Genomic DNA, 19,518 nt, shown 5'->3' with positions numbered 1-19,518 from the left:
GGTTCCGCTATTCCGGCAGCAACAGGCTGCCGTCGCCATAGGAATAGAAGCGATAGCCGTCGGCGATGGCATGGGCATAGGCCGCCCGCATGACCTCCAGCCCCATCAGCGCGCTGACCAGCATGAACAGCGTCGACCGGGGCAAATGGAAGTTGGTAACCAGGCCGTCGATGGCGCCGAAGCGATAGCCCGGGGTGATAAAGATCGCCGTGTCGCCGCTGAACGGCTGGATCGTGCCGTCGGCATCGACGGCGGATTCGAGCAAGCGCAGCGATGTCGTGCCGACGGCGATGACGCGGCCGCCGGCGGCCCGCGCCGCGTTCAGCCGGGCGGCGGTGGCGGCATCGATGCTGCCCCATTCGGCATGCATGCGATGGTCGTCGGTATCGTCGACCTTGACCGGCAGGAAGGTGCCGGCGCCGACGTGCAGCGTCACCACCTCGCGGCCGACGCCGGCGGCAGCCAACGAATCCCAAAGCTCCGGCGTGAAGTGCAGCCCGGCGGTCGGCGCCGCGACGGCACCGTCGCGGGCGGCGTGCAGCGTCTGGTAATCGGCGGCATCCCGGTCATCGGTCGGCCGCTTGCCGGCGATATAGGGCGGCAGCGGCATGGTGCCGGCGGCCAGCATCGCTGCGGGCAGGTCGGCAGCGGAAAAACGCCACAGGATGGCGCCGTCGTCGCTGCGTTCGATGACCTCGCCGCTCAGACCCGCGCCGAAATCGACGCTGTCGCCGATGCGCAGGCGGCGGGCGTTCTTGACGAAGCTCCACCACATGTCCTCGGCTTCGCGCTTGTGCAGGGTGACGCCGATGCGCGCCGCGCCCCGGGTGCCGTGCAGCTGCGCCGGGATGACCCGCGTATCGTTGATGACCAGCACGTCGCCGGCGCGCAGCCGGCCGGGCAGGTCACGCATGGTGAAGTCGCCCAGCAAACCGCCGCGCACCTCCAGCAGCCTTGCCGCGTCGCGCGGGCTCGCCGGGCGGAGCGCGATGCGTTCGGGCGGCAGCTCGAAATCGAAGTCGGCGACCTGCATGCCCCCGTCAGCGCTGCGGCGGCGGTGCCGGTCGTTGCGGCGGCAGCCCCGGCAGCGCCAGCGACGGGGTTGCCGCGTCGGGCGCCGTCGGCAGGGCTGTCGTCGGGATCGGCGTGAACGCCGGCGGCGGCACCTTGTCGGCAGCGATCGAGGCCTTCAGGATCCTGGTCGGGTTTTCGGGCGGCTCACCGCGCACGATGGTGTCGACGAAATCCATGCCGGCCACGACACGCCCGAACACCGTATAGCTGCGATCGAGCTTCAGTACCGGCTGGAAGACGATGAAGAACTGGCTGTTGGCCGAATCGAGGCCCTGCGCCCGCGCCATCGACACGGCGCCGCGGACATGCGGCAGGTCGTTGAATTCATTGACCAGGTCGGGCAGCTTGGAGCCGCCCTGGCCGGTGCCCGTCGGGTCGCCGCCCTGGGCCATGAAGCCTTCGATGACGCGGTGGAACACGGTGCCGTCATAGAAACCCTGGCGCGCCAGGGTGCGCACGCGCTCGACATGCTTGGGCGCCACATCGGGGCGCATGACGATCTTGACGCGGCCGCCGGTCGACAGGTCGAGCAGCAGCACGTCCTCGTCGTTGACCGTCGCCACCATGCCGGGAATGTTGGTCGGCGCCGCCATCTTGGGCAGCACCGGCGGCGGTTTGAATTCCTTTGGATCGGGACGACCCTGGGCGGCGGCACCGGAAGCAGCGCCGAGCAGCACGCCGGTCGCCAGCAAAAGGCGGCAGGCAATTCTGGAAAGCGATGTCATGATCCGCGCAGGCCCTGTTCGGCGACACGCGCCACCACGTCAGCCGCGACCTGCGGCGGCACGAACTTGCGGATGTCGCCGCCATAGACGGCGATTTCCTTGACCAGCTTCGATGCGATCGGCTGCAGCGCGACATCAGCCATCAGGAACACCTGCTCGACATCCTCGTTGAGCGCGCGGTTCATGCCGGTCATCTGAAACTCGTATTCGAAATCGCCGGCGCCGCGCAGGCCGCGCACGATGATCGTCGCGCCCAGCCGCTCGGCAAAGTTCATCAGCAGCTCGTCGAACTCGACGACCTCGACGCCCGGAATGTCGGCGACTTCGCGACCGACCTGGATCTTGCGCTCGGTAAGCGTGAACATCGGCGACTTCGACGGGTTGGTGGCGACGCCGATGACCAGCTTGTCGACGAGCTTGGCACCGCGCCGGATGATGTCCATGTGCCCCAGGGTCAGGGGATCGAAGGTGCCCGGGTAAACGCCGACTCGCATCAAATGTCCTTACCGGTCGCGTTCGATGGCGAAACGGGCGATGGCCCGCAACAGGTCGGCTTCCTCGCCGAAACCGTGGAGATGGGCGATGGCCTGGTCGATCAGCATGGTCGCCTGGGTGCGGGCCTTGTCGACGCCCATCAGCGACACGAATGTCGCCTTGCCGGCGGCGGCGTCCTTGCCGACGGCCTTTCCCGCCGCCTCGGCATTGCCCTCGACATCGAGCAGGTCGTCGGCGATCTGGAAGGCGAGGCCCAGATCGCGGGCATAGCCGCGCAACGGCGTGCGCTGCGCCTCCCCGATGCGACCCATGATGGCGCCGGCTTCGAGGCAGAACCCGATCAGCGCGCCGGTCTTCAGCTGCTGCAGCCGGGTGACGCCGGCGAGATCATAGAGCGTGTCGCCCGCGACCAGGTCCATCATCTGGCCGCCCGCCATGCCCGACGGGCCCGATGCGGCGGCAAGCTCGGTCACCAGCTCGCAGCGCGCGAACGGGTCCTCATGCGTCGCCGGGTCGGCGAGGATTTCAAAGGCCAGCGCGTGCAGCGAATCGCCGGCGAGCACGGCGGTGGCCTCGTCGAAGGCCTTGTGCACGGTCGGCTTGCCGCGGCGCATGTCGTCGTCGTCCATGCACGGCATGTCGTCGTGGATCAGGCTGTAGACATGGATGCATTCGATCGCGAGCGCGACCCGCAAGGCGCGTTCGCGATCGACATGGAACAGGTCGCAGGCCGCGACGACGAGCAATGGCCGCATGCGCTTGCCGCCGCCGATCGCGGCGTGGCGCATTGCCTCGAACAGGCGGCCGCGGGCATCGCCGGGCACCGGCAGCAGCCGGTCGAACCGCTGGTCCATGGCCTTGCCGATGGCATCGAGCGCCGGTTTCAGGCTGATCGAGGCGTGCACCAGGTCGGACTTGGCGCTCATGCGGCGGGGCCCGGCATCTGCCCGAACGGCCTGGTGCCGACCGCCTGGCCGGCGTCGTTCTGCTGGATCGCCTCGATGCGCTGGGTGGCGTCGGCGAGCTTCGCCTCGCAATGCGCCTTCAGCGCCTGGCCCTCGGTATAGAGCCCGATCGAATCCTCGAGGCTGGCCTCGCCGCCCTCCAGCCGGTGCACGATGGCCTCCAGCCGTTTCAGGGCTTCCTCGAAGCTGAGGGCCGCAAGCGCATTAACATCCATGGCGCGTGTTTGAACGGGCGCGCCCTATGGGTCAAGCCGGGTTCACGGGCGGCACGATCGACAGCTGCCTGCGCTGGTACAACCGCCAGACTTGCCTTCACGCGTGCCGGCGCAAAAGATGGCACGGGACCCGAAAGCGAAAGACGCATCATGACCATCGTCACCGCCGCCGTGCTGCATGCCCGCGGTGCCCCCTATGTGCTCGAACAGGTCGATCTCGTCGAACCCGGCGCCGGGCAGATCCGCATCCGCATCCATGCCTGCGGCATCTGTTTCACCGATGTCGGCGTCCAGAACTACGAACAGGGGCTGCCGCTGCCGCAGGTGCTCGGCCATGAAGGCGCCGGGGTGGTGGAGGCCGTCGGCCCGGGGGTGACCGGCGTCGCGCCCGGCGACCATGTCGTCCTGTCCTATGCCAGCTGCGGGCAGTGCGTGCGCTGCGCCGAACATGCGCCGCAATATTGCCGGCAATTCCTGGCGCTCAACTATGCCGGCGCGCTGCCCGATGGCCGGGTACCAATGCACGGTGCGGACGGCCCGATCGCCGCGGCCTTTTTCGGCCAGTCGTCGTTCGCGACCCACGTCATCGCCTATGAACGGAACACGGTGAAGGTGCCCGCGGACCTGCCGCTCGCCATGCTGGCACCGTTCGGCTGCGGGCTGCAGACCGGCGCCGGCACCGTCTACAACAGCCTGGCGCCCGCCGCCGGGCAATCGCTTGGCGTATTCGGCACCGGCAGTGTCGGCCTGGCGGCGCTGATGGCGGCGGCGGACATCGGCTGCACGCCCTTGATTGCCGTCGATCGCAACCCGGCCCGGCTTGACCTGGCGCGGGAGCTCGGCGCCACCCACACCATCCTCGCCGATGGCCGGGACGTGACAGCGGCGATCCGCGCCATCCTGCCCGACGGCATCGACCATATCGTCGACACCACCGGCGTCGGCCCGGTGATCCGCGCCGGGGTGGAGGCACTGGCCAGCCGCGGGCAGCTGGCGATGCTGGCGGTGACGCCGCCGGGGACGGAGATCACCATCGACCCCAACATGCTGCTTGGCGGCAAGGCGCTGCGCGGCGCGGTGGAGGGCGATGCCGACCCGCAGGCCTTCATCCCCTGGCTGATCGCGCGGCACTGCGCCGGGCGGTTCCCGCACGAGCGGCTGGTCACCACCTATCCGTTCAGCGCGATCAACGAGGCCGTCGCCGACATGAAGGCCGGCAAGGTCATCAAGCCAGTGCTGCTGATGTCCTGAACCCGGCTCAGCCGGGCCGACCGTGCGGCCAGAGCGCCCAGCTCAGCCGCTTGTCGTCGAGCAGGTCGCGAATCGCAGCCACCGTCTCGCTCGGCGTGCCGCTGCCCACGGCGCCGGCGGTTGCCCGTGCCGCCTTGCCATTGCGCAGGTCAACGAAGGTCGCAATCGTCATCGTTATTCCCAAAGCCCCCTAGGGAAATACCCACGCTAAATGTAATTTGTTTAAAATCGATAAAGCCCGATCCTGTTGTGGATGCGGAACAGATTCTGTCCACGATGGGCGGAAATGCGCTTTTCCAATTGTAAACATAGCAAAATCGGCGCATGGCAGCGGGGCTGAACGGGGGCCCGGGCAGCGATATCAGGGGGACATGACAACATGGTCAAATTATTGTTAACATCGGCGATCGTCGCCGGTGCACTGGTGGCGCCTGCCCAGGCGGCGTCCTATTACCTGTTCGACGGCGATTCATCGGCCGCGGTCGAAATCTCCGGCGGTACCGTGGTCAACAGCTTCTCGACCTTCGGCCTCGCCTATCCCGTCGCCATCAACAGCACGATCTGGCTCGGCGGCCGCGACAATGGCGGTTCCACCGAATACACGCTCGCCGGCGTGGCGACCGGCAACACCGCCGCCGGCGGACCTGTCATCAGCCAGCTGCTCGACGGCGCCACCAATGGCAGCGTCAATTATGGCGTCACCTGCTGCAGCGGTCAGAACGTCGTCACCATCGCCAATGCCGACTGGAGCAACCAGCAGACGCTGTTCAACCTGTCGTCCAATGGCTCGGGCATCGCCTATGATTCGAGCACCAATTCGCTGTTCGTCAGCGATTTCGACGGTGCGGTCACGAACTACGCGTTGACCGGCGTTGCGCTCGGGTCGTTCACGGCCAATATCGTGGCCATCGCCTATGACAGCGCCTCCGACAGCCTGTTCGGCTGGAACGGCAGCAGCCAGTCGCTGCAGCAATATTCCAAGTCGGGCACGCTGCTGCAGACGCAGGCGATCAACGTCGGCGCCTTCGGCATCTTCAACCCGTACGGCGGCGAAATCGCCTTTTCGGCCGTATCGGGCGCCGTGCCCGAGCCGTCGAGCTGGGCGCTGCTCATCGCCGGCTTCGGCCTGACCGGCGCCGCCATGCGTCGCCGTCGCGTCGCCATGGCCTGATCGCAAAAGAGCCGCCGGCCCCCGGGCCGGCGGCTTTCTGCTGCTTATTTACCGGTGAACGCCGCCGGGCGCTTCTGCAGGAACGCCGTCACGCCTTCGGCGAAATCGGGGCTGCGGCCGGCCTGCATCTGGTTGCGCCGCTCCACCATCAACGCCTCGGTCAGCGTCATGTCGAGGCTGGCGCGGATGCCCTGGCGGATCAGCGCATAGCTGCGGGTCGGGCCCTTCGCCAGTTTCGCCGCCACCGCCCGTGCCTCGTCCATCAGCGCAGCATCGTCGACGACCTTGTAGACCATGCCCCAGTCGAGCGCCGTCTCGGCCGGGATCTTTTCACCCAGCATCATCATTGCCTGCGCCCGCGCCTTGCCGACCAGCCGCGGCAGCATCCAGGTCGATCCGACGTCGGGCACCAGGCCGATGTTGACGAACGCCTGCAGGAAATAGGCCGATCGCCCGGCAATGACGATGTCGCCGGCCAGTGCATAGGAGCAGCCGGCGCCGGCCGCCGCACCGTTGACCGCGGTGATGAACGGCACCGGCAGCGCGAACAGCCGTTCGAGCAGCGGGTTGAAATGCGTCTCCAGCACCTTGCCGGCATCGGGGGGCCCGGGGGGCAGCTTGGTGTCACCGCCGCCACCGCCGGCCCCGCCACCCGCCAGGTCGGCGCCCGAACAGAACGCCCGGCCGGTGCCGGTCATCAGCAGCACCCGCACATTGCCCTCGTCGCGGATGCGATCGACGGCATGGATCATCTCGGCGATGACGCCGACATGCAGCGCGTTCATCCGCTCCGGCCGGTTGATGGTCAGCGTGGCGATGCCATCGGCTTCATCGAAAAGAATATGTTCATAGGCCATGATGACGGCTCCCGCGCGAGGTTGACGTTAACGTCATAGCGGCTCGGGCAGCCACGGGAACAGCCAAAAGGGGGAGGACAGCCTCAGCGCAGGTCGTCGACCAGCTCCGCCAGCGCCGCCAGGCAGTCACGCCCCAGCGCCTTCGATCGCCCCGGCGACCAGCCGGCGCGGGCATCGGGCAGGTCGTCATTGTCCTTGAACGGCATTTCCAGCGTCATCGCCAGGCAGCCGAAGCGTTCCGCCACGGCATTGGTGCTCATCGCCAGGTTGGCCTTGCCTGCGGGTGCCGGCGGATAGCCGACCCGCGTCTGGAAATCGGGCGACAGCCGCTCCAGCCGCGCCTTGTAGTCGCCGAGCAGCGCGACCTGGCTGTTGGTGATCGACGGGATCCCCTCGAAGCCGGCGATGAACACCTGCGGGATCGCCTCGTCGCCATGGACATCGAGCGCGAAGTCGCAGCCGGTCGCCTGCATCGCCGTCAGCACGGCGAGCACCTCGGGCGATTTCTCCGCCGTCGGCGCCGCCCATTCGCGGTTGAGGTTCACCCCGGCGGCATTGGTGCGCAGATGGCCGCGGCACGACCCGTCGGGGTTCATGTTGGGCACGATGTGGAAGGTGCCGCGCTGGCGCAAGCGGCGCGCCACCGGGTCGCTGGCATCGACCAGCCGCTCCAGCGCGCCCTCCATCCACCATTCGGCCATCGTCTCGCCGGGGTGCTGGCGGGCATAGAGCCAGTAATGCAGCGGCCCGTCGCCGATGTGCAGGCAATCGATCGTCTGCCCCTCGATGCTGTGGCCGAGCACCTCGACCGCGACACCGGGCATGGCGCCGATGCGGGCGACGAGGTCATGGTGCCGCTCGATCGAATAGGGCGCGAAATAGGCGCACCACAAACTGTCGCGATCGGGCGTGACGCGGATCGTCAGCGTGCCGTTGCCCGCGGTGGCGTCATAGCTGGTGTCGGTGCGGGTCCAGTCGACCCGGTCGTACGATATCGCGGCACGATAGTTCGGCCAGCCGCCGGGATAGGCGCTGCCGGCCAGGTCGACGATGCGGATCGTGCAGGGCACCCCGCGCGCGCCCGACAGGCGGAAATGGAACCATTGATAGAAGTCACTATGCGCGTCCTTGCGGATCGCCAGCTCGATATCGTCGGGACCGATGCAGCGTCGGACCACGATGTTGCCGCCGTCGAAGGCCGCGTCGACAGTGATCATCGGGCCGATCATCGCCCGGTCTTGACCCTGACGGTTTCGCCGTTGCGCCCCGGAAAGCCGGTCAGCAGGGCCTTCGACAGCGCCGGCACGGCGGCCGTCAGCGCTGCCTGCGGCGCGTCGCCGGCGACTTCCTGCACGGCCTTGCCTTCCCAGACCATCGAGCTGTCGGAGCGGCGGCGGATCTGCAGGTCGACGACATTGACGCGGATCTCGCTCGACGGCGTCTTGCCGAGCGGCAGCGACACCCCGCCGCCGACCCCGCCGCCGCCCGAAAAGCTGCCGCCGCCGATGCCGATGCGGAACGGCGACGATTTCGGCGGGCCCTGGCGCGAGGTCTGGTAGACATTCAATACGCCGACATAGGCGCTGCGGCCATCGGCGCCGACCGGATGCAGGCCGACGGCATCGAGGTCGCGCGCCACCACCGCGGCATGGCTGCGGAATTCCAGGCTGCCGGCATCGACGCCCGTGGCCGGCACCAGTGCGATGGCGTCGCTGGGGATCGGGGTGCCGATGTTGAAGCGGGTGACCTCGGCCATCGGCGTGCCGGTGGAGCAGCCGGCGAGCAGCGCGGTTGCGGCGAGCGGCGCCAGCCATGCGGCGAGGCGGTATCGGGGGGTGGGGCGCATCACGCAAACTCCTGCTATATCAGCCTGTCCCTCAGGTGGCATGGCGGCGCCTGCTTCGCAACGGTCGTCGTGAAATCCGTTGACTTTGGCCCGGGCTTTCCCTAGCCAGCCCGCTCTTGCCGCAACCGCATTAATTCAGAGAATTTCCATGAAGGTCCGCAACAGCCTCAAGTCGCTGAAGAATCGCCACCGCGACTGCCAGGTCGTGCGCCGTCATGGCCGCACCTATGTCATCAACAAGACCAACCGCCGCTTCAAGGCCCGCCAGGGCTGATTGAACGCCCCTCCCGCCTGCAGGAGGGGTCGGGGGTGGGGGAGTGTTGAACGTGGCACCCGCCTCCGCGATCAAGGCCGTCGTCTTCGATGTCGGCCATGTCCTCTACGGTTGGGACATCGGCGCCCTTTATGAAAAACTGATCCCGGACCCGTCGCATCGCGCCTGGTTCCTTTCGCATGTCGTCACCCCCGACTGGCATTTCCAGCACGACCGCGGCCGGCCCAGTGCCGAAACCATCTCCGAACTTAGCGCGCAATTCCCCGCCGAAGCCGACCTCATCGCCGCCTATGCGCCGCGCTGGCTCGAAACCATCACGGGCCCGGTGCCCGGTGTCCACGAGATTGTCGCCGAACTTGATGCCCGCGGCGTGCGGCTGTTCGCCATCACCAATTTCGCGCACGAGTTCTGGGCGATGTTCCGGCCCACGGCACCGATCTTCGACCGGTTCCAGGATATCGTCGTGTCGGGCACCGAGCAGATGTTCAAGCCCGAGCCGCCGATCTACCAACTCGCGCTGCGCCGCTTCGGCCTGGCACCGGGCGAGGGGCTGTTCGTCGACGACCGGATCGAGAATGTCCGCGCGGGCAGGGAACAGGGCTTCCCCGGGCATCATTTCACCAATGCGGCGGCGCTGCGGACGCGGCTGGTGGCCGAAGGATTATTGTAGCAAACGAACATGCTGCGATTGTCGCGAATCGGACAAATTTTGACTGGTAAAGGCTAACTTGTTGCATAAATTCGGAAGCGTCAGTTAAATCATACGGGCGAGTCTGTTGAAACGAGGGGTGGGGTATGTCGGTGCAGATGAAGATCGTCGTAAGCATTGTCCTTGGAATGGCGTCGGCTGCTGGGCTTTCAGCTCAAAAATCTCAAATTGTCGCCAGTAACGGGGTTACTGTAGACATCAGTGGCGACGATTTTGCGAATAGATATGAATATACCGGTCCTGTAGTCAAGTTTTCGGAGGACAACTCGAACGATCAAATGAGCTTTGCCTTTGTTGCTGCAATAAAGAAGGGAGAAATTCCGCCAAAAAGGTTCATAACTGGAGTGATTTATTATAGAGGTGATTGGCACAGGTATGCCAGCGCCGTATTCAAGGGCGGTGATCCGGCGCCATTTGTCAATACTAGCCGTAATGTTCTTTCGTGTCGGTACGGCTGTAGTTACACCGAGGGCTTTAACATGGATATAAGTGCTGATCAGATCAAAAAATATTCCTCTGATGGCGTTCTTCAAATTCAGATTCGTGCGCAGTCGAGCAATACGGCAATAATGAGTATCCCTGTTTCGCATTTTGATGCTGTTGCTGAAGCATCTCGGTAGAGACTAGAGAGCCGCTACCGCGTCGGCACCGGCTCCGGCCCCGAATAGTCATAGAACCCGCGGCCCGATTTCTTGCCGTACCAGCCGGCCTCGACATATTTCACCAGCAGCGGTGCCGGGCGGTATTTGGGGTCGCCGGTCGCCTCCTGCATCACCTTCATGATGCTGAGCAAAGTATCGAGCCCGACGAAATCGGCGAGCGTCAGCGGCCCCATCGGGTGGTTGGCGCCGAGCTTCAGCCCGGTATCGATATCGACCACGCTGCCGACGCCATCGCCCAGCGCGAAGATCGCCTCGTTGAGCATCGGGCAGAGGATGCGGTTGACGATAAAGGCCGGGCTGTCGGCGGCGTCGATCGCGGTCTTGCCGATCTTTGCCGCAAAGCCGTGCATCGCCGCCTTGGTGGCATCTGACGTGGCGAGGCCGGGGATGATCTCCACCAGCGTCATCAGCGGAACGGGATTGAAGAAATGCAGCCCGGTGAAGCGATCCGGGCGATCCGTGGCCGCCGCCAGCCGCGTGATCGAGATCGACGAGGTGTTGGTGGCGAGCAGCGCCGCGGGCTTCAGTACCAGCCCGGCAAAGATGGTCTTTTTCACCGCCTCGTTCTCGGTCGCCGCCTCGATGACCAGGTCGGCGTCGGCGAAATCGCCATTGTCGGTGGTCAGGCGAACGCGGCCCAGCGCGCCATCGGCATCGGCCTGGGTAATGACGGCCTTGGCGACGCCGCGCCCCAGGTTCTTGGCGATCGTCGCCCGCGCCGCCTCGGCCCGCGCCATTTCGACATCGGACAGGATGACGTCATAGCCGGCCAGCGCCGCGACATGCGCGATGCCATTGCCCATCAACCCGGCGCCGATAACCCCGATCGTCTGCACGTCATTCTCCTGCAATCCGGCGCCGGTTTAGCGGCTGTGCCGCCCGCCGCAAGCCATGCTAGCCGACCTGCCGCCCGCCCACCGGCCAGTATGGCGCGCGCAGGTCCTTCTTCAGGATCTTGCCGCTCGGGTTGCGCGGCAGCACGTCGATGAAATCGATGCTTTTCGGCACCTTGTAGCCGGCGATCCGCCCGCGGGCGAAGGCGATCAGCTCTTCGGGGCTCACCTCGCCCTTGCGAACGACGATGGCCTTCACCGCTTCCCCCCAGCGCGCGTCGGGCACGCCGATGACGGCGCAATCGGCCACCGCCGGATGCTCGTGCAGGGCATTCTCCACCTCGGCCGGATAGATGTTCTCGGCGCCCGACACGATCATGTCCTTCACCCGGTCGAACAATGTCAGATAGCCATCGGCGTCGACAAAGCCGGCGTCGCCGGTCAGATACCAGCCATCCTGCAGCGCCTTGGCCGTCGCCTCCGGGTTGCGGTGATAGCCGGTCATGGTGCTGACCGACCTGATCGCGACCTCGCCGACGATGCCCGGCGCCACGTCGTTACCGTCGGCGTCGATGATGCGGATTTCATTGCCCGGAAACGGCTTGCCGCAGCCGAGCATCCGCGGATTGCCGGCCGGGTCGTGGTCGGTCGGCGGCAGGTAGACGACCGTGCCGCAGGTCTCGGTGGCGCCATAGCATTGGATGAAGCTGGCGTTGGGAAAGGCCAGCATCGATCGCCGCAAGATGTCGAGCGGGATGGGGGAGGCGCCATAGAGCAGCTCGGTCAGGCTGCCGAGATCGGCGGGCGCCGCCTCCAGATGGGCCAGGATCGCCGCCAGCACGGCGGGCACCGCGAACATCTTGGTGATGCGCCGGGTCGCGATGGCGTCGACGATTCCGGCGATGTCGGGCCGCGGCAGGATGACCATGGTGGCGCCGGCGTGCAGCGCATGCAGCGCCCAGCCGGTGCCGCCGATATGGAACAGCGGCATGGCGACCAGGCAGACATCGTCCTCGTCCCACTGGCTCCAGGCCTCGCCGGTCAGCGGCCCCTTGCCGATCGTGCCGAGCAGCGCCCGGTGCGACAGCAGCGCGCCCTTGGGAAAACCCGTCGTGCCGCTGGTATACAGCTGCAGCGCGATGTCCTCGGGATCGGCGGGGTGGCAGGCGGCGTCGGGGGCATGGCCGGCGATCCAGTCCGCGAACAGCGGCCGGCCGGCGTGAGGTGCATCGATGAGCACGATCGTCTCGACCCCGGCGGCGGCGCGGGCCTCCTCGGCGACGGCGAGGAACTGTTGCTCGCTGATCAGCAGGCCGATGCCGGCGTCAGACAGGATATAGGCGATTTCGCGCGCCACCAGCCGGGCGTTGATCGAGACCAGCACCGCGCCGATGCGGAAGCACGCGTCCATGACGATCACATAATCGGGATGGTTGAGCCCCAGCCAGCCGACCCGGTCGCCGGCGCCTACCCCCGCCGCCCGCAGCGCCGCAACGGTGCGCAGCGTGCTGTCGTGCAGGGTCTCGTAATCAATACTGCGGCCGTCGAAGACAATCGCCGGCTTGGCCGGGGCCACTCCGGCATGGGCGGCGGTCAATTCGGCCAGTGTCGCAAAGCTCATCATGGTCTCCCCGCGCCACCATGCCGCGTGCGCCCGGCTGTGGTCCACTGGCGATTGCCGCAGTGCGGGGGAGCGTCTAGAGGCTGTCCCGTCAATCCCAGCGAGAGCGATCGCGCGCCCATGAACACCCTTTACGTCGTCGTCGGCCTCATCACCATGGTGCTGCAATGGCTGATCTGGGCCCTGGTCATCTGGGCGGTGCTGTCGTGGCTGATCGCCTTCAACGTCGTCAACATGCAGAACGGTTTCGTGCGCGGCGTCGTCAACGCGCTCGACCGCTTCTTCAATCCGATGCTGCGGCCGCTGCGGCGCATCTTGCCCGACATGGGCGGCATCGACCTGGCGCCGATGGTGCTGATCCTGATCATCATGCTGATCCAGCGCGGTCTGCCGGCGATCCTCCTCGATACGGGCCTGATGTGACGCTGCCGCACGCCTGGTCGCCGGTGCCGGGCGGTGTCCGGTTGCGGGTACGGGTGACGCCGCGCGGCGGCCGCGATGCGGTCGAAGGCATCGGCGCCGACGGCGACGCGGCGCCGCACCTGAAGATTCGCGTGGCGGCGGCGCCGGTCGACGGCGACGCCAATGATGCGGTCGAAAAGCTGCTGGCGAAATGGCTGGGCGTGCCGCGCAGCAAGGTGGAGGTCGTCGGCGGCGAGACGGTACGGTTGAAGACGGTGATGATCGACGGCGACCCGGTCCAATTGCTGCACCGCTGCCAGCAGCGGGTGACGGCATGACGGTGATCATCGACGGCAAGGCCCGCGCCGCGCAACTGCGCGCCGACGTCGCGGCAGGTGTCTCCGAATTCGTCGCGGTCCGCGGCCGTGCGCCGGGCCTGACCGTGGTGCTGGTCGGCGAGGACCCGGCCAGCGCGGTCTATGTGCGGTCCAAGGGCAAGGCGACCACCGAGGCCGGCATGGTGTCGGGCGAGCACCGGTTGCCCGCGACAGTCAGCGAGGCCGAGCTGCTGGCGCTGGTCGCAGCGCTCAACGCCGATCCAGCGGTCGACGGCATATTGGTGCAGCTGCCGCTGCCCAGGCACATCGACACCGATCGCGTGCTGGCGACGATCGACCCGGCCAAGGACGTCGATGGCTTCCATCCCATCAACGCCGGGCGACTGGCGACCGGCCTCGACGCGCTGGTGCCGTGCACCCCGTCGGGCTGCCTGATGATGATCGAGGAGGCGCTTGGCGATATCACCGGCAAGGAAGCCCTGGTCATCGGCCGCTCCAACATCGTCGGCAAGCCGATGGCGGCGCTGCTGCTGGCCCGCAGCGCCACCGTGACGATCGCTCATTCGCGCACCCGCGACCTCGCCGCCCATGTCGCCCGCGCCGAAATCCTGGTCGCCGCCGTCGGCGTGGCGCATCTGGTCAAGGGCGAATGGATCCGGCCCGGCGCCTGCGTCATCGATGTCGGCATGAACCGCGTGGCAACCGGCGACGGCAAGTCGCGGCTGACCGGCGATGTCGATTACGACGGCGCGCTCGGCCGTGCCGGCTGGATCACCCCGGTGCCCGGCGGCGTCGGCCCGATGACGATCGCCTGCCTGCTCGCCAACACTTTGAAGGCGGCAAAAGCGCGATGAACGGACCCTTGTTTGCGCTGTTCGTGTCGAGCTTCGTCACGCTGTTCGTGGTGCTCGATCCGCCCGGCTGCGTGCCGATCTTTTCCAGCCTGACCAACGGCGCCAACGCCGCGCACCGGCGCGCCATGGCGTTCCGCTCGGTCGCCATCGCCGGGGCGGTGCTCGTCGCCTTTGCGCTCGGCGGCCAGGCGTTCCTGACGGCGCTCGGCATCAGCCTGTCGGCGTTCAAGATCGCGGGCGGCGTCATGGTGTTCCTGATCGCCATCGACATGGTCTTCGAAAAACGCACCGAACGCCGCGAGAATCGCGCCGAAGAGGTCATCGCGTCGGCCGCCGCCGCCGCCAAACCGATGGAGGCCGAAGACATCTCGGTCTTCCCGATGGCCATCCCGATGCTGGCCGGCCCAGGCTCGCTCGCCGCGATCATGCTGCTGGCGGCGCGCAGCCGCAGCCCCGAAGAGACGCTGGTGGTGATGGCGGCGCTACTCGCCGTCATGCTCATCACGCTGGTCTGCCTTCTGCTCGCCGGCCCGCTGATGCGCCTGATGGGTGCCAAGTTCGAAGGCGCGCTGACGCGGCTGCTCGGCGTGGTCCTGGCGGCGCTGGCCGCCCAGTTCGTCGTCGACGGCATCAAGCAGAGCTTCGGACTTTAAACGTCTGTCACCCCGGCGAAGGCCGGGGCCCATGAACCACGATCGTACCCACACGAGCGCTGCCCGCGGCAAAGCCTGTGGTCAATGGGCCCCGGCCTGCGCCGGGATGACGCCACAAGCTTACTTCCCGTCGCGCCGTCCCAGCAGCCGCAGCCGCAGCGCGTTCAGCTTGATGAACCCCGCCGCATCGCGCTGGTCATAGGCCCCGGCATCGTCCTCGAACGTCACGATCCCCGCCGAATACAGCGAATTCGGCGACTTGCGCCCGACGACGCTCGCCGATCCCTTGTACAGCTTCAGCCGCACCGTGCCGCTCACCTTGGCCTGGCTATGGTCGATCGCCGCCTGCAGCATCTCGCGCTCGGGGCTGAACCAGAATCCGTTGTACAGCAGCCCGGCGTACTTCACCGCCAGCTCGTCCTTCAGATGCGCGGCGCCGCGATCGAGGGTGATCTGCTCGATGCCGCGATGGGCGATGTGCAGGATGGTACCACCCGGCGTCTCGTACATGCCGCGCGACTTCATGCCGACAAAGCGGTTCTCGACCAGGTCGAGCCGCCCGATGCCATGGACCTTGCCCAGGTCGTTCAGCCGCGCCAGCAGCGAAGCAGGGGACAGGCCTTCGCCATCGACCGCCACCGCATCGCCGGCCTCGAAATCGACGGTGATGTATTGCGGCGTATCGGGCGCCGTTTCCGGATCGTCGGTGCGCGAATAGACATAGTCCGGCACCTCCATCCACGGGTCCTCGAGCACCTTTCCTTCCGATGACGTGTGCAGCAGATTGGCATCGGTCGAAAACGGGCTCTCGCCGCGCTTGTCCTTCGACACCGGGATCTGGTGGCTTTCGGCAAAGGCGATCAACTGCTCGCGGCTGTTGAGGTCCCATTCCCGCCACGGCGCGATGATGCGGATGTCGGGCGCCAGCGCGTAATAGCCGAGCTCGAACCGCACCTGGTCGTTGCCCTTGCCGGTGGCGCCATGGCTGACGGCATCGGCGCCGACGGCGCGGGCGATCTCGATCTGCTTCTTGGCGATCAGTGGCCGCGCGATCGAGGTGCCGAGCAGATATTGCCCCTCGTACAGCGCATTGGCGCGCATCATCGGGAAGACATAATCCTTCACGAATTCCTCGCGAAGGTCCTCGATGAAGATGTGCTCGGGCTTGACGCCCATCATCACCGCCTTGGCCCGCGCCGGCTCCAGCTCCTCGCCCTGGCCCAGGTCGGCGGTGAAGGTGACGACCTCGCAGCCATAGGTCTGCTGCAGCCATTTCAGGATCACCGAGGTGTCGAGGCCCCCCGAATAGGCAAGCACGACGCGATTGACGGGGCTGTTGGCCTTGGACACAGGGGCAGAACCTTTGCGGGGGGTGGACGCGCGGAGCTATAGCGGCGGTGTCGGGGCTTGGAAATGCCGTGGCTGCGGTCGTTTCCATCGTAGCGTCATGCTGGCGAACGCCAGCATCCACTGTGGCGCCATGGTCCGGCCAGAACCATCCGGCACGGCGTTCGGTGCAGCAGCAGTTGGGTTGGCACTTCGCACGGCGGTGGATGCCGGCGTTCGCCAGCATGACGGTCGCGCTTAAGAAGCGCGTCCCCCCTAGGTGGTGCCGATCACGTAGCTGTCGCGCACATAGCCGAAGTCGCCTTCACCCTCCCAGCTTCGACCGTCGGGAAAGCGCAGCTCGATCCCGGCCAGGTCGCCTGGGTTCGCCAGCCACATGTTGACGCCCATCATGCCGTTGCCGAACCGCGCCACCGCGGTGTCGGTCAGCGTCCAATGCGTCGTCGCGCTGCACCGCGGGCAAAAGCCGATTGCCGCCGCCGGCTCCGCCTTGTCGACCCGGTTGTACGTGCCAGAAATGCCCGTGACCTCGACTTCCGACGGATGGAAATAGCCCCAGCGCACGCCGGTCTTGCTGCACAGCGTACAGTTGCAGTCGTGGATATAGTCCGGACGCTTGGCGATCCGGATGCGGATGTCGCCGCAATGGCAGCTGAGTTCGAGCATCCGTGTCGCTAACAGAGGCACCGCCGCGCCGCCACCGCCTGCGCTTCATTGTTGCTGCGAATGCCCCTACACCCGCGCCATGCCGCTCCCCGTCGAGGACATCCTGCCCGCGCTGCGCACCGCGCTGGCCGCCAACGCGCCCGTCGCGCTGGTGGCGCCGCCGGGCGCCGGCAAGACGACCGCGGTGGCACCGGCATTGCTGGGGGAGAGCTGGGCGCAGGGCAAAAAGATCATGCTGCTGTCGCCGCGCCGCCTCGCCGCCCGCGCCGCCGCCGAGCGCATGGCGGAAATGGCCGGCGAGCCTGTCGGCCAGACCATCGGCTATCGCACCCGCATGGACAGCAAGGTGTCGGCGGCGACGCGCATCGAGGTGGTGACCGAAGGCATCTTCACCCGCATGCTGGTCGCCGATCCCGAACTGCCCGGCATCGCCGCGGTGCTGTTCGACGAAATCCACGAACGCAGCCTCGACAGCGACCTAGCCCTCGCGCTGGCGCTGGAGGTGCGCGAGGCGCTGCGTCCCGATCTGCGGCTGCTGCTGATGTCGGCGACACTCGACGGCGCCGCCTATGAGGCCATCGTGCCCGGGCTGGTGCGGCTGGAAAGCCTGGGGCGGATGTTCCCGGTCGACCTGCGCCACATCGGCCGCGACGCTGCCTTGCGTATCGAGGACGCCATGGCCTCGGCGATCCGCGGCGCGTTGTCCGATGAACCCGGCTCCATTCTCGCCTTCCTGCCGGGCGCCGCCGAGATCGAACGCACCGCCGAGCGTCTGGACGGGCGGCTCCCCGCTGATGTCGAAGTCCATCGGCTCTATGGCGCCCGCGACGGCGCCGACCAGCGCGCCGCGATCCGGCCGGCGCCGTTTGGCACCCGCAAGGTCGTGCTGGCGACATCGATCGCCGAAACCTCGATCACCATCGACGGCGTGCGGGTCGTCATCGATTCCGGCCTCGCCCGCCGCCCGCGCCACGATCGCGCCGTCGGCCTGACCCGGCTGGTCACCGAGCGGGCGTCGCAGGCCGCGGTGACCCAGCGCGCCGGGCGGGCAGGGCGGACGGCGCCCGGCGTGGCGATCCGGCTGTGGGAGGCGGGGGAGACAGCCGGCCGGCTGCGCTTCGACCCGCCGGAGATGCTGGAGAGCGATTTGACGGGCATGGTGCTGGAATGCGCGCGCTGGGGCGTCGCGGACCCCGCCGACCTGCGCTGGCTCGACCCGCCGCCGGCCGCCTCGGTGGCGGAGGCGCGGGCGCGGTTGCTGGCGATGGGCGCCATCGACGGCGACGGCCGGCCGACGCCGCATGGCGAGCGGGTGGCGGCGCTGCCGCTGCCGCCGGTGCTCGGCCATATGCTGGTGCGGGCGGCGCCGCTGGGGCTGGCGCCATTGGCGGCGCTCGTTGCCGTCGTGCTGACCGAACGCGGGCTGGGCGGTCGCGGCGCCGATCTCGACGAGCGGCTGCGGCTGCTGCGCCGCGACCGCAGCCCGCGGGCGGAGGCGGCGCGGCGGCTGGCGGACCGCTGGGCAAAGGCGGCGGGCGGGGCAGGGGCGCGCGACCTGCCCGAAGACGCCGCCGGCCAGGCGTTGGCGCTGGCCTTTCCCGATCGCGTCGCGCGGCGGCGCGGCCAGCCGGGCGCGCCATATCTGATGGCCAACGGCCGGGCGGTGGCGGTCGCGGCCGAGGATCCGCTGGCGGCGGCGGCGTGGATCGTCGTCGGTGATGCGTCGGGCTCGGCGGCCGGCGCGCGGGTGCTGCTCGGCGCGGGACTCGCGCCGGCGACCGTCGAGCGGCTGTTTGCCGATCGCATCGAGACGACGCCGGTGTTCGCCTTCGACTCCGAAACCGGCGGCGTGACGGCCGAAACCCAGCGGCGGCTGGGCGCGATCACGCTGGCGCGCTCCCCGGCGGAGCGCCCCGATCCGGCACTGGTCGCGGCGGCGCTGGTCGATGGCGTGCGGCGGCACGGCCTCGCGCTGCTGCCCTGGGGCGAGGCCGCGACGGCGCTGCGCGCGCGGGTGGCGTTCGCGCGGGGTGCCGGGATGGCCGATTTGCCCGACCTGTCGGACGCCGGGTTGCTGGCGGCTCTCGACGACTGGTTGCCGCCGCTGCTCGCCGGCAAGCGCCGCCTCGACGGCCTGTCCGACGCGCAGCTTGCCGATGCGCTGGCGTCGCTGGTCGGCTGGGCCGAAGTGCGCCGGCTCGACAGCTGTGCGCCGGCCAGGTTCGAGACGCCGGCCGGCAGCAGCCACGCCATCGATTATGCGGCCGACGGCGGCCCGGCGGTGGATGTCCGCGTGCAGGCGCTGTTCGGGCTGGCGGCACATCCGATGCTGGCCGACGGCCGGGTGCCACTGACGCTGCGGCTGACATCGCCTGCCGGGCGCCCGATCCAGGTGACCAGGGACCTGCCGCGCTTTTGGGCCGGCAGCTGGGGGGACGTCAGGAAGGACCTGCGCGGTCGCTATCCGAAGCACCCCTGGCCGGAGGGCCCGGCGGTGGCGGCGCCGACGCTGCGCGTCAAGCCTAAGGGTTAGGCCCCCTTGTCACCCCGGCGCAGGCCG

23 protein-coding genes are annotated in these 19,518 nt (G+C 67.8%); 10 read left to right on the top strand and 13 right to left on the bottom strand.

The window, feature by feature from the left end; genetic code table 11:
- Nucleotides 1-7: 7 nt before the first annotated feature.
- From queA to ACP7AI_RS14040, 5 genes are all read right to left on the bottom strand, one after another.
- Nucleotides 8-1,033 (bottom strand): tRNA preQ1(34) S-adenosylmethionine ribosyltransferase-isomerase QueA, encoded by a 1,026-nt coding sequence (queA, locus tag ACP7AI_RS14060; protein ID WP_426168562.1) that lies wholly within the window; start codon nt 1,031-1,033, stop codon nt 8-10.
- A gap of 7 nt (nt 1,034-1,040) precedes the next feature.
- Complete coding sequence (locus ACP7AI_RS14055) at nt 1,041-1,799, bottom strand: peptidylprolyl isomerase (RefSeq protein ID WP_426168560.1); 759 nt, start codon at nt 1,797-1,799, stop codon at nt 1,041-1,043.
- Complete coding sequence (gene coaD, locus ACP7AI_RS14050) at nt 1,796-2,293, bottom strand: pantetheine-phosphate adenylyltransferase (protein ID WP_426168557.1); 498 nt, start codon at nt 2,291-2,293, stop codon at nt 1,796-1,798. The genes ACP7AI_RS14055 and coaD overlap by 4 nt, the downstream gene beginning before the upstream one ends.
- 9 nt (nt 2,294-2,302) lie before the next feature.
- Nucleotides 2,303-3,148 carry a polyprenyl synthetase family protein gene (locus ACP7AI_RS14045; protein WP_426170132.1) on the bottom strand — a complete coding sequence of 282 codons (846 nt, stop codon included), beginning with the start codon at nt 3,146-3,148 and terminating at the stop codon, nt 2,303-2,305.
- A 68-nt stretch (nt 3,149-3,216) separates the two neighbouring features.
- Nucleotides 3,217-3,474: an exodeoxyribonuclease VII small subunit gene (locus tag ACP7AI_RS14040; RefSeq protein WP_426168554.1), complete on the bottom strand. Its 258-nt coding sequence runs from the start codon at nt 3,472-3,474 to the stop codon at nt 3,217-3,219.
- Between the two features lie 150 nt (nt 3,475-3,624).
- Between ACP7AI_RS14040 and ACP7AI_RS14035 the strand changes: the two genes are divergently transcribed.
- The gene (locus ACP7AI_RS14035; RefSeq protein ID WP_426168552.1) at nt 3,625-4,725 is read left to right on the top strand and encodes an NAD(P)-dependent alcohol dehydrogenase; all 1,101 of its coding nucleotides are present in this window, start codon (nt 3,625-3,627) and stop codon (nt 4,723-4,725) included.
- Between the two features lie 7 nt (nt 4,726-4,732).
- Here the strand turns inward: ACP7AI_RS14035 and ACP7AI_RS14030 are convergent, their stop codons facing one another.
- Complete coding sequence (locus ACP7AI_RS14030) at nt 4,733-4,897, bottom strand: hypothetical protein (protein WP_426168550.1); 165 nt, start codon at nt 4,895-4,897, stop codon at nt 4,733-4,735.
- Nucleotides 4,898-5,104: 207 nt separating this feature from the next.
- Here ACP7AI_RS14030 and ACP7AI_RS14025 point away from each other — a divergent pair, with 207 nt between their 5' ends.
- Nucleotides 5,105-5,896, top strand: coding sequence for a PEPxxWA-CTERM sorting domain-containing protein (locus ACP7AI_RS14025; protein ID WP_426168547.1), 792 nt, complete (start codon nt 5,105-5,107; stop codon nt 5,894-5,896).
- 44 nt (nt 5,897-5,940) lie between these two features.
- Here the strand turns inward: ACP7AI_RS14025 and ACP7AI_RS14020 are convergent, their stop codons facing one another.
- From ACP7AI_RS14020 to ACP7AI_RS14010, 3 genes are all read right to left on the bottom strand, one after another.
- Nucleotides 5,941-6,753: an enoyl-CoA hydratase-related protein gene (locus ACP7AI_RS14020; protein WP_426168544.1), complete on the bottom strand. Its 813-nt coding sequence runs from the start codon at nt 6,751-6,753 to the stop codon at nt 5,941-5,943.
- Nucleotides 6,754-6,836: 83 nt separating this feature from the next.
- The gene (locus ACP7AI_RS14015; RefSeq protein ID WP_426168541.1) at nt 6,837-7,982 is read right to left on the bottom strand and encodes a M14 family metallopeptidase; all 1,146 of its coding nucleotides are present in this window, start codon (nt 7,980-7,982) and stop codon (nt 6,837-6,839) included.
- Complete coding sequence (locus tag ACP7AI_RS14010) at nt 7,979-8,602, bottom strand: DUF4136 domain-containing protein (protein WP_426168538.1); 624 nt, start codon at nt 8,600-8,602, stop codon at nt 7,979-7,981. The genes ACP7AI_RS14015 and ACP7AI_RS14010 overlap by 4 nt, the downstream gene beginning before the upstream one ends.
- Before the next feature lie 145 nt (nt 8,603-8,747).
- Between ACP7AI_RS14010 and ykgO the strand changes: the two genes are divergently transcribed.
- The 3 genes from ykgO to ACP7AI_RS13995 all read left to right on the top strand — a co-directional run bounded on the left by ykgO (nt 8,748) and on the right by ACP7AI_RS13995 (nt 10,202).
- Nucleotides 8,748-8,873 (top strand): type B 50S ribosomal protein L36, encoded by a 126-nt coding sequence (gene ykgO, locus ACP7AI_RS14005; protein ID WP_152578011.1) that lies wholly within the window; start codon nt 8,748-8,750, stop codon nt 8,871-8,873.
- A 52-nt stretch (nt 8,874-8,925) separates the two neighbouring features.
- Nucleotides 8,926-9,543, top strand: coding sequence for an HAD family hydrolase (locus ACP7AI_RS14000; RefSeq protein ID WP_426168534.1), 618 nt, complete (start codon nt 8,926-8,928; stop codon nt 9,541-9,543).
- A 137-nt stretch (nt 9,544-9,680) separates the two neighbouring features.
- The gene (locus ACP7AI_RS13995; protein ID WP_426168532.1) at nt 9,681-10,202 is read left to right on the top strand and encodes a hypothetical protein; all 522 of its coding nucleotides are present in this window, start codon (nt 9,681-9,683) and stop codon (nt 10,200-10,202) included.
- Between the two features lie 14 nt (nt 10,203-10,216).
- Here ACP7AI_RS13995 and ACP7AI_RS13990 read toward each other — a convergent pair whose 3' ends face one another.
- Nucleotides 10,217-11,080, bottom strand: coding sequence for a 3-hydroxybutyryl-CoA dehydrogenase (locus ACP7AI_RS13990; protein ID WP_426168529.1), 864 nt, complete (start codon nt 11,078-11,080; stop codon nt 10,217-10,219).
- Between the two features lie 58 nt (nt 11,081-11,138).
- Complete coding sequence (locus tag ACP7AI_RS13985) at nt 11,139-12,698, bottom strand: long-chain-fatty-acid--CoA ligase (RefSeq protein WP_426168526.1); 1,560 nt, start codon at nt 12,696-12,698, stop codon at nt 11,139-11,141.
- Between the two features lie 120 nt (nt 12,699-12,818).
- On the opposite strand from ACP7AI_RS13985, the gene ACP7AI_RS13980 reads away from it, so the two are divergent.
- The 4 genes from ACP7AI_RS13980 to ACP7AI_RS13965 are packed head-to-tail and all read left to right on the top strand — an operon-like array spanning nt 12,819 to nt 14,945.
- Nucleotides 12,819-13,121: a YggT family protein gene (locus ACP7AI_RS13980; protein WP_426168523.1), complete on the top strand. Its 303-nt coding sequence runs from the start codon at nt 12,819-12,821 to the stop codon at nt 13,119-13,121.
- A complete protein-coding gene (locus ACP7AI_RS13975) occupies nt 13,118-13,438 on the top strand; it encodes a DUF167 family protein (RefSeq protein ID WP_426168521.1) in 321 nt (106 codons plus the stop codon). The genes ACP7AI_RS13980 and ACP7AI_RS13975 overlap by 4 nt, the downstream gene beginning before the upstream one ends.
- Nucleotides 13,435-14,292 (top strand): bifunctional methylenetetrahydrofolate dehydrogenase/methenyltetrahydrofolate cyclohydrolase FolD, encoded by an 858-nt coding sequence (gene folD / locus ACP7AI_RS13970; RefSeq protein ID WP_426168518.1) that lies wholly within the window; start codon nt 13,435-13,437, stop codon nt 14,290-14,292. The genes ACP7AI_RS13975 and folD overlap by 4 nt, the downstream gene beginning before the upstream one ends.
- A gap of 8 nt (nt 14,293-14,300) precedes the next feature.
- Entirely contained in the window at nt 14,301-14,945 is a 645-nt protein-coding gene (locus tag ACP7AI_RS13965) for a MarC family protein (protein WP_426170130.1), read from the top strand.
- A gap of 120 nt (nt 14,946-15,065) precedes the next feature.
- Here ACP7AI_RS13965 and ACP7AI_RS13960 read toward each other — a convergent pair whose 3' ends face one another.
- Together ACP7AI_RS13960 and ACP7AI_RS13955 are read right to left on the bottom strand one after the other, a co-directional pair.
- Entirely contained in the window at nt 15,066-16,295 is a 1,230-nt protein-coding gene (locus ACP7AI_RS13960; protein ID WP_426168516.1) for an argininosuccinate synthase, read from the bottom strand.
- Between the two features lie 252 nt (nt 16,296-16,547).
- Nucleotides 16,548-16,958: a GFA family protein gene (locus ACP7AI_RS13955; protein ID WP_426168513.1), complete on the bottom strand. Its 411-nt coding sequence runs from the start codon at nt 16,956-16,958 to the stop codon at nt 16,548-16,550.
- Between the two features lie 79 nt (nt 16,959-17,037).
- On the opposite strand from ACP7AI_RS13955, the gene hrpB reads away from it, so the two are divergent.
- Nucleotides 17,038-19,491 carry an ATP-dependent helicase HrpB gene (hrpB, locus tag ACP7AI_RS13950; protein WP_426168510.1) on the top strand — a complete coding sequence of 818 codons (2,454 nt, stop codon included), beginning with the start codon at nt 17,038-17,040 and terminating at the stop codon, nt 19,489-19,491.
- The last annotated feature ends 27 nt before the right edge of the window (nt 19,492-19,518 follow it).

It is taken from the genome of Sandarakinorhabdus sp. DWP1-3-1 (assembly GCF_049896705.1).
Lineage (GTDB): Bacteria > Pseudomonadota > Alphaproteobacteria > Sphingomonadales > Sphingomonadaceae > Sandarakinorhabdus.
This window is presented reverse-complemented; position numbering and strand designations above follow the sequence as displayed.